Annotated in this window: 2 protein-coding genes; both read right to left on the reverse strand. The window is 75.3% G+C overall.

Features of this window, described 5'->3' with window-relative positions; translation table 11 throughout:
- Positions 1–72: 72 nt before the first annotated feature.
- Positions 73–567, reverse strand: coding sequence for a beta-ketoacyl synthase N-terminal-like domain-containing protein (locus tag AB0J64_RS55890; RefSeq protein WP_364046529.1), 495 nt, complete (start codon positions 565–567; stop codon positions 73–75).
- A gap of 19 nt (positions 568–586) precedes the next feature.
- A complete protein-coding gene (locus AB0J64_RS55895) occupies positions 587–10,171 on the reverse strand; it encodes an SDR family NAD(P)-dependent oxidoreductase (RefSeq protein ID WP_364046531.1) in 9,585 nt (3,194 codons plus the stop codon).
- Between the last annotated feature and the right edge of the window lie 13 nt (positions 10,172–10,184).

A 10,184-nucleotide genomic window follows, 5' to 3' on the forward strand; every position in this document is an offset into this window, starting at 1 on the left:
CTGTCGATCATGCCAGCTCACGCTACAAGGATCGTTGGAGATTGAACACGCAGGCATCGCGAAGAAGGTCCCCTATGCTGAGGCGCAAGTCTCAGCCATCACCCCGACATAGACCCCGGTACGGCTGCGCCGCAGCCCCGACGGGTCGACGCCGGCGTGCTCCAGGGCCTCCCAGGAGGTCTCCAGGATGAGCCGTTGCTGCGGGTCGGTGGCGGTGGCCTCGCGCGGGCTCATGCCGAAGAAGTCGGCGTCGAACTCGCCGGAGCTCTCCAGGAACCCGCCACGGTTCACGTAGCTGGTTCCCGGGCGGGTCAGCTCCGGATCGTAGAGCGCGTCCACATCCCAGCCCCGGTCGGTGGGAAAGCCGGAGATGCCCTCCCGCCCCGCGGCCACCAGGCTCCACAGCTCCTCCGGGGTGGCCACCCCGCCCGGGTACCGGCAGGCCATGCCGACGATCGCGATCGGCTCCCTGGCCCGCTCCGTCACATCGCGCAGCTGCCGCCGGGTCTCCTGGAGATCCGCCGTGGCCCTGCGCAGGTAGTCACGCAGCCGGTCGTCGCCCGACATGAGTCATCTCCCCCGTAGTTCAGGACGTCCCGTCCAGGCCGCCCAGCTCGCTGTCGAGCACCGCGAACAGCTCCTCGTCGGTCGCCGCGGCGAGATCCCGCACCTGGTCGCGCGGAGCTCCGTTGCCGTCGGCACGGCGGTGCGCCTCCCGCCACCGGCGGGCCAGCGCCTCCAGCCGGGCCGCCACCGCCTCCACATCGGCCTGCCCGGGCGGAGCCTCGGCGAGCGGCTCGGCCATGGTGGCCTCCAGTCGTTCGAGTTCGTCGAGTACGGCGCGCGCCGGGTCGGCGTGCTCCGGGTCGAGTTCCTCGAGGAGGAACGTCACCAGTGCCTCCGGGTTGGGGTGGTCGAAGACCAGCGTCGCCGGAAGGCGCAGCCCGGCGGCGACGGCCAGCCGATTCCGCAGCTCCACCGCGGTCAGCGAGTCGAAGCCCAGCTCGGCGAAGGCCCGCTCCGCCGCGATCGCGTCGACGCCGGCGTGCCCGAGCACCGCGGCCACGTGCGAGCGGACCAGGTCGAGGAGGATGCGGCGCTGTTCGGCCGGGAGCAGCCCCGTCAGCCTTTCGGTCAGCGACTCCTCCATCGCGGGCGCGTCGGCCGCGGCCCGTCGCCGCGCCGGCGCGGCCACCAGGCCACGCAGCACCGGCGGCACCGGGTGGCCGGACAGCGCCTCCGCGTCCACGTCCGCGGCGAGCACCACCGGGGCATCCCCGGAGACGGCGGCGTCGAAGCGGCGCAGTCCGGTCTCGGTGTCGAGTTCGCGCAGCCCGGTCGCGGCCAACCGCGCCGAGTCGCCCGTGCCCACGTGGGCGGTCATCGCGCTGCGTTCCGCCCACAGCCCCCAGGCCAGCGAGTGCCCGGGCAGGCCGAGATGGCGCCGATGCTGGGCGAGCGCGTCCAGGAAGGCGTTCCCGGCGGCATAGTTGCCCTGCCCGGGCGAGCCGAGCAGCCCGGCGGCCGAGGAGAACATGACGAACAGGGCGAGGTCGTACCGTCGGGTCAGGTCGTGGAGGTGCCACGCGGCGTCGGCCTTGGGACGCAGCACCGCGGCGAGCCGGTCCGGGGTGAGCGAGGCGATCGTGGCGTCGTCGAGGACGCCGGCCGCGTGCACCACCCCGGTCAGCGGATGCGCCGCCGGGATGCCGTCGAGCAGCGCGGCGAGGGCGTCCCGGTCGGCCACGTCGCAGGACTCGACCCGTGTCGAGGCGCCCAGCTCGGCCAGCTCGTCGCGGAGCTCGGCGGCGCCGGGTGCGTCGGCGCCGCGGCGGGTGACCAGCAGCAGGTGCCGCGCGCCATACCGGGCCACCAGGTGGCGGGCGACGTGCCCGGCGAGGACGCCGGTGCCACCGGTGATCAGGACGGTGCCATCCGGGTCGAGCTCCCGCGGCACGGTCAGCGCGAGCTTGCCGACGTGGCGTGCCTGCTGGAGGTGCCGGAAGGCGTCCTTGGCGCGCCGGGCGTCCCAGATGGTGACGGGGGACGGCCGCAGCACGTCATGTTCGTACAGCCGCACCACCTCGGCGAGGATCTCCTGGATACGCTCCGGGGTGCCCGCCGGGTGCTCGGTGCGTGACTGGGCCACCATGTCGTAGGCCCGGTAGACGACCCCCGGGTGGGTGCCGGCCACCTCTTCCGCAGGCCGGATGTCAGTCTTGCCCATCTCCAGGAAGTGGCCGCCGCGGGGCAGCAGCTCCAGCGAGGCGTCGACGAACTCCCTGGCCAGCGAGTTGAGCACCACGTCCATCCCCGCGCCGGCGGTGGCGGCCAGGAACTTCTCCCGGAAGCCGAGGTCTCTGGAGGAGGCCAGGTGGGCCTCGTCCAGGCCGAGTGCGCGCAGCACGGGCCACTTGGCGGGCGACGCGGTCGCGTAGACCTCCGCGCCGAGGTGCCGGGCGAGCTGGATCGCGGCCAGGCCGACTCCGCCCGCGCCGGCGTGCACCAGCACCCGATCCCCCGGACCCACGCCGGCCAGGTCGACCAGGCCGTAGTAGGCGGTGAGATTGACGATCGGCAGCACCGCGGCCGCGGTGAACGACCAGTCGTCCGGGATCGGAACGAGCAGCCGCCGGTCGCTGATCGCCACGGTGCCGGCGCCGCCGTCGACCAGGCCGGTCACCCGGTCGCCCGGCCGCAGGTCGGTGACGGCGGAGCCGACCTCCAGCACCACCCCGGCGGCCTCGCCGATCAGGCCGTCGTCCTCCTCCGTGATCATGTCGAGGGCGACCACCAGATCGTGGAAGTTGATCCCGGCGACGCGGGGCGCCAGCCGTACCTCGGTGGGCGCCAGCGGGCGGGTCGCCTCCGGCGCCGGCAGCAGCGCGAGGTTGGACAGCGTGCCCTTGCCGGTGGTGGCCAGCCGCCACGGCCCGACCGGGGGGACGAGCGCGTCGGCGTCCCGCGCCAACCGCGGCGCGTGAACCGTGCCTGCGCGCAGGGCCAGCTCCGGTTCGCCCGCTTCGATCGCCGCCCGCACCGCCGCCCACGGCGTTTCTTGCCCGTCGGTGTCGAGCAGGACGAACCGGTCGGGATGTTCCGCCTGCGCGGCACGCACCAGGCCGGTGGCCGCCGCGTGTGCGGGATCGGCGTCCTCTCCAGGGACGACCGCCGCCGCGCGCCGTACCACCACGGCCAGTCGGGCGCCGTCCGGCCGGTCGCCGGACAGCCACTCGCGCAGCGCGTCCAGGGTGGCCCGGGTGGCCGCGTGGGCTGCGGCGGCCGCGTCCTCGCCGGCGTCGCGGGGCACGTGGAACACCTCGAGGCCTGGGATCGCGGCCCCGGCGGACTCCTCCCGATGCGGGGCGGCGAGGTGTGCCGTCGCCGCGTCGGCCCGCGGTTCGGCCGAACCGTTGGCCGAACCCGCGCCGTTGGTCGAACCCGCGCCATTGACGAGCGGCTCGGCCACCGGAACGAGGGAGGTTACCGAAGCCACCGGGGCCACTGGAGGCAGTGGTGTCCAGGTGAGCCGCGGTGGCGCGACGTTCGCCGCCGCGTGAGCCAGTTCCCCGTCGCTCACCGGACGCACCACCAGGGCGTCCACCGAGGCCATCGGGGTCCCTGCGGAGTCGGCCAGCTCGATGGTGAAGCGATCCGTGCTCACCGAACCGTTCCGCCCGTGATCGGGCTCGTCGGTACCGGGCCGGTCGGCGACGCCGCGCAGCCGTACCCGTGCCGCGGTGGCGCCCGTGGTGCGCAGCCGTACGCCGCGCCAGGTGAACGGCAGCCGGGGCGCGCCGGAGGCATCGCCGTCGAGGAGCCCGGCGGTGTGCAGGGCGGCGTCCAGCAGTGCCGGGTGGATCCCGAACCGGTCCGCCTCGCCGGCGACCGGCTCGGGCAGAGCGACCTCGGCGAAGATCTCGTCGCCGCGGCGCCAGGCACGGCGCAGCCCGCGGAACGCCGGCCCGTAGCCGTACCCGCCGGCGGCCATGGTCTCGTACAGCTCACCGACGTCCATCTGCCGCGCGTCCGCCGGCGGCCAGGCGGAACCGGGCGGCTGCGGAGCGGGATCCGGGCCGGCGGTCTTCGCCAGAGTGCCGGTGGCGTGCCGGGTCCAAGCGACAGTGGCCGCCGCCGTGTCCGCCGACGCCGGTGCGGCGTACACGGAGATCTGCCGGTGGCCGTCCTCGGCGGCGCCGACCACCACGCGTACGCGGGTCGCGCCGTCGTCGGGCAGCACCAGCGGGCGTTCCAGGATCAGCTCCTCCAGCAGGTCGCAGCCAGCCCTGTCGGCGGCGTGCAGCGCCATCTCCACCAGCGCGGCGCCGGGCACCAGGATCCGGTCGGCCACCTGGTGGTCGGCGAGCCACGGCTGACCCGCGATGGACAGGCGGCCGGAGAAGACCAGCCCGTCACCGTCCGGCTCGTCCAGCACCGCGGCGAGCAGCGGGTGGTCGGCGGAGTCCAGACCGGCGGCGCTCAGGCCGGCCGGTCCGGCCGGGGTGGCCGGCTTCCAGTACCTGTCGTGCTGGAAGGGGTAGGTGGGCAGTTCCACCCGCCGCCGCGCGGCCGGCAGGACCTTCGGCCAGTCCACCGGCGCTCCGCGCAGCCACGCCTCGGCCAGCGCCGTGGTGAACCGGCCGCCCTCGTCACGGCGCAGCGTGCCCAGCGCGGCCACGTCCACGCCGTCCGCGGCGGCGGTCTCCTCGATCGCCGGAGTGAGCATCGGATGGGGGCTCATCTCCAGGAACAGCCGGCGGCCCCGGGCCAGCAGCGCCCGGGTGGTCTCCGCGAACCGCACGGTACGCCGCAGGTTCGTGTACCAGTACTCGGCGTCCAGCCCGGCGGTGTCCAGCTCGGCCGCGACCACCGTGGAGTAGAAGGGCACCCGGGCGGTCTGAGGGCTCAGCCCCGCCAGGTCCCGCAGCAGCGGTTCGCGCAGCACTTCCACCTGCGTGCCGTGCGAGGCGTAGTCGACGGCCAGCCGCTTGACGCGGGTGCCTTCGGCCCGCAGCCGGGCCTCCAGCGCGTCCAGTGCGTCGGCGTCACCGGCCAGCACCACCGAACCGGGCCCGTTCACCACGGCCACCGACACCGCGTCGCCGTACTCGGCGAGCACCTCGGTCATCCGTTCGGCGGGCAGCGCCACCGACATCATGCCGCCGTTCAGGTCGGACAGGCGCTCGGCGACCGCGCGGGCGCGCGTCACCACCACCCGCGCCCCGTCGGCCAGTGACAGCGCCCCGGCCACACAGGCGGCGGCGATCTCGCCCTGCGAGTGGCCGACCACCGCGGCCGGCTCGACCCCGGCCGCGCGCCAGGTCTCCGCCAGCGACACCATGACCGCCCAGAGCACCGGCTGGACCACGTCCACCCGGTCGAGCATCCGGGCGTCGCTCAGTGCCTCGCGCACCCGCCAGTCCACCAGCGCCTCGATCTCCGCGGCGCAGCGCTCCAGGGCCGCGGCGAACGCGGGCGAGGAGTCCAGCAGTTCGATCGCCATGCCGGGCCACTGACCGCCCTGCCCGGGGAAGACGAACACCGGCTGGTCGGCGCCGTCGTGCACGAGACCTCGGACGAGCTCGGCGGCCTGCTCGCCGGCGGCCAGCGCGCGCAGCCCGGCCACCGCGGCGTCCCGGGTCCCGCCCAATACGGCCGCGCGCCGCGGCAGGCCGGCCCTTCGCGTCAGCTCGACGGCCACATCCAGCACGTCGGCCTCGTCGTGCTCGGTCATGAACCCGGCCAGCCGATCGGCCTGCGCCCGCAACGCCGCCTCGCTCTTGGCCGACACCAGCACCGGAAGTACGGCGGTGTCATCACCGGCCACGATTCCCGCCGACGGCGCAACCGCGTCAGCGGCCGACGGCTCCTCGACGGGCGGCTCTTCCAAAATCACATGAGCATTGGTGCCGGAGATACCGAACGACGACACCCCCGCCCGGCGCGGCCGGTCCACGTCCTGGGGCCAGGGCTGGGGCTCGGTCAGCAGCTCCACCGCCCCGCCAGACCAATCCACCTTCGACGACGGCGCATCCACATGCAACGTCTTGGGCAACAACCCGTGCCGCATCGCCAGGATCATCTTGATCACACCGGCCACCCCGGCGGCCGCCTGGGTATGCCCCAGATTCGACTTCACCGAGCCCAGCCACAACGGCGACTGCCGCTCCTGGCCGTAGGCGGCCAGCAGCGCCTGCGCCTCGATCGGGTCGCCCAGCGCGGTGCCGGTGCCGTGTCCTTCGACCACATCCACCTGCGCCGGGCCGAGACCCGCCGAGGCCAGCGCCTGGGCGATCACCCGCTCCTGGGAGGGACCGTTCGGCGCGGTCAGCCCGTTGGAGGCGCCGTCCTGGTTGATCGCGCTGCCGCGTACCACCGCCAGGACCCGATGCCCGTGGCGGCGGGCGTCCGACAGCCGCTCCACCACCAGCACGCCCACGCCTTCGCCCCAGCCGACCCCATCGGCCGCCTCGGCGAACGCTTTGCATCGACCGTTGGCGGCCAGGCCCCGTTGCCGCGAGAACTCCACGAACGACCCCGGGGTGGCCATCACCGTCACCCCGCCCGCCAGCGCCAGGTCGCATTCGCCGCGCCGCAGCGCGTCCGCGGCCAGATGCAGCGCCACCAGCGAGGACGAACAGGCGGTGTCCACGGAGAGCGCGGGACCGCGCAGGCCGAGGGTGTAGGAGACCCGCCCGGAGACCGTGGCGCCGCCGGCGCCGGCGGGCACGTAGTCGTGGTACATCACCCCGGCGAACACTCCGGCGCTGGTCTCCCGCAGCGACGTCGGGTCGATCCCGGCCCGCTCCAGCGCGTCCCAGCTCACCTCCAGGAACTGCCGCTCCTGGGGATCCATCTCCGCCGCCTCACGCGGGCTGATCCCGAAGAAGTCCGGGTCGAAGTCGGCGGCGCCGTACAGGAAGGCGGCCTCCCTCGCGTACGAGGTCCCCTCGTGTCCGGGGTCCGGATGGAACAGCGACCCGAGCTCCCAGCCGCGGTCGGCGGGGAACTCGCCCACCGCGTCCCCGCCCTCGGTCAGCAGCCGCCAGAGGTCTTCAGGGGATTCCACGCCGCCCGGGTACCGGCAGGCGAGCCCCACGATCACGATGGGGTCGGTCGTGGTGGAGGGCGCCGCCGCCGGGGCCGCCGGCGTCGGCGCCGGCTTCCCGCCGGACCGGTCCGCCAGGTAGGCCGCCAGCGCGGTCACCGTCGGGTGGTCGAAGACCAGCGTCGCCGGCAGCGCCACGCCGACCCGTCGGCCCAGCCGGTTGCGCAGTTCCACTCCGGACAGCGAGTCGAAGCCCAGCTCCTGGAAGGCCCGGTCCACCGGCACCGACTCGGCCGCGTCGTACCCCAGCACGCCGGCGGCCTCCGCGCGGACCACGCCCAGCAGCAGCTCCCGCCGCTCCGCCGGGGACAGCCGGTCCAGCCGGTCGGTGAGCGAGCCAGGCCCGGCCGCGGCGGCACGGGCCGACCGGCGGCCGGCCAGCGCGCGCAGCAGCGGAGGCGGCTCCGCGTCCCGGCCGCGCAGCGCGGCGAGGTCCAGCCGGCAGGCCACTGGCGCGGGATGCCCCGCGGCCAGCGCCGCGTCGAACATGGCCAGCCCCTCCGCGGCGGTGAGCGGTCGCATCCCGGAGGCGGCCAGACGGGCGACCTGACGGCCGTCCAACCGGCCGGCCATGCCGCGTTCCGCCTCCCACGCCCCCCAGGCCACCGAGATCGCCGGGAGCCCGGCGGCGGCCCGCCGTACGGCGAGCGCGTCCAGCGCGGCGTTGGCCGCCGCGTAGTTGCCCTGTCCGCCGGCGTCCATCAGCCCGGTCGTCGAGGAGAACAGCACGAACGCCCGCAGCTCGCGGTCGCGGGTCAGCTCGTGCAGGTGCCATGCGCCGTCCACCTTGGGCCGCAGCACCCGCGCCACCCGCTCCTCGTCGAGCGCCGGGATGGTGCCGTCGGCCAGCACTCCGGCCGCGTGCACCACGGCGGCGAGGGGACGCTCAGGCGGGACCTCGTCCAGGAGCGCGGCGATCGCGGCGCGGTCGGCCACGTCGCAGGCGGCCACCGTCACCTCGGCGCCCAGCCCGGTCAGCTCGTCGCACAGCTCGGCCGCGCCAGGTGCGTCGAGGCCGCGGCGACTGGTCAGCACCAGGTGCCGCACCCCGTGCTCGGTGACCAGGTGCCGGGCCAGCAGGGCGCCCAGGCCGCCGGTCCCCCCGGTGATCAGTGTGGTGCCCTCGGCCGGCCAGGCGGCACCGGCGCCACTCTCGGCTCGTCGTACGGCGAGGCGGTCAGCGTCCGGCGCCACACCGGCGTCATTTCCGGCTCCTCGCACGGCGGGGCGGCCGACGGAATTCCCGGTGTCGAGGCGGGTCAGCCGGGGCACCCAGAGCCGGCCGGCGCGAACGGCCGCCTCGGGCTCTCCGGCGCGCAACGCGGCCGCGGCGGCCTCGTCGATCACAGCGCGGTCCGGGTCCAGCTCGGGGTCCAGATCGACCAGGATGATCCGTCCCTGGCTCTCTTCCCTGGCGGCCCGGGCCAGTCCCCAGACTGCCGCCTGCGCCACGTCCGGCGCCGCGCCGCCGATCGCGACCGCGCCCCTGGTCGCGATGACCAGGGTGTCCTCGGCGGAGGGCTCGTCGGCCAGCCAGCGCCGCAGGCGCTCCAACGTGGCCGCCACGCCGTGCCGTACCCGCTCCGGCGGGGATATGGCCGCCGCGGTGTCATCCCGGGCCACGGTGTCATCCCGGGCAGCGATGTCATCCCAGGCGGACACGTGCACCTCGGCCGCCGCGATGGCGTCCCGCGCGGCCGGCCCCTCCGTCGCGCCGTTGTCCGGCGCGGCGTCGTCCAGCGGCCGCCACTCCACCTCGTACAGCGGGCGCGTCGCCGCCCCGCCGCCGGCCGGGAGGTCGGCGGCGAGCGGGCGGGACTCGAGCGATGTCACAGTGGCCAGAGGACGGCCCGTCGCGTCGGCCAGGTCCAGCCGTACGGCTCCCGCCCCGGCGGTGTCGTCCGGGCGCAGCCGTACCCGTGCCGCGGCGGCGCCGGTGGCGTGCAGCTCGACCCCGCGCCAGGCGAACGGAACCACCGGCCGCCCGGCCTCGTCGGCCGTCTCCGTGTCCATTTCGGGTAGCAGGCCCACCCGCAGCGCGGCGTCCAGCAGCGCGGGGTGCGCACCGTAGGCGCTGGCCTCCACCCCTTCCGGCAGCGCCACCTCGGCGTAGAACTCGTCACCGTGTCGCCAGGCGGCGCGCAGCGCGCGGAACGCCGGGCCGTACTCGTAGCCGCGCTCGGCCAGCCGGTCGTCGAACCCGTCGACGTCCACGGGCTGCGCGTCCGGGGGCGGCCACGCGGTGAGGCCGGCGCCGTCGGCCGTGGCGGGCACCAGGGTGCCCTGGGCGTGCCGGATCCAGCCTTCCCCGGCCCTTGAGTGGATCTCCACGGCGCGATGGCCCCGATCGTCCGGCGCCGTCACGGCAACCTGTACGGCCACGCCCGCGTCCCCGGCGTCCCCCGCAGTGGGGATGACCAGCGGGGTCTCCAGGACGAGCTCGTCCAGCCGACCGCAGTCCACCTCGTCGCCGGCGCGGATCGCCAACTCCACGAAGCCGGTCCCGGGAAAGATCACGGTGCCGTTCATCGTGTGGTCGGCCAGCCAGGGCTGGGTACGCGGGGACAGCTGCCCGGTGAGGGTGACAGCGCCGTCCGGGTGGGTCACCGCGGCGGCGAGCAGCGGGTGCTCGACAGGCGCCTGGCCGACCGCCGACACGTCCCCGGCCCGGTGCGCCTCCAGCCAGAACCGGCGCCGCTGGAACGGGTAGGTGGGCAGGGCGACGGGACGGGGCGGGGTCTCACGGTCGGCGAACCAGGCGGCCCAGTCCACGGTCACGCCACCGGCCCAGGCGGCGCCGAGTGCGGCCCCGAACTGAGCCACCTCGTCGCGGTCGCGGCGCAGCAGCGGCACCACCGGGCCCGCGTGGCCGCCGTCGGCGAGAATTTCCTCGATCATGGGGGCGAGCTGCGCGTCCGGGCCTACCTCCAGGAACTGGGTGACCCCGCGTCGCCGCATGACATGGACGCCGTCGGCGAACCGGACCGGCTGCCGTACGTGCTCGACCCAGTAGCCGGGCTGGGTGATCTCCTCGCCGGCCAGCTCTCCCGAGACGTTGGACACCAGCGCCAGCTCC

The organism is Nonomuraea sp. NPDC049695 (genome assembly GCF_040674955.1).
GTDB classification, from domain to species: domain Bacteria; phylum Actinomycetota; class Actinomycetes; order Streptosporangiales; family Streptosporangiaceae; genus Nonomuraea; species Nonomuraea helvata.

Bases quoted from the DNA above. Each gene is read 5' to 3' on its own strand.
- AB0J64_RS55890 (WP_364046529.1), bottom strand. From the start codon at position 567: ATGTCGGGCGACGACCGGCTGCGTGACTACCTGCGCAGGGCCACGGCG.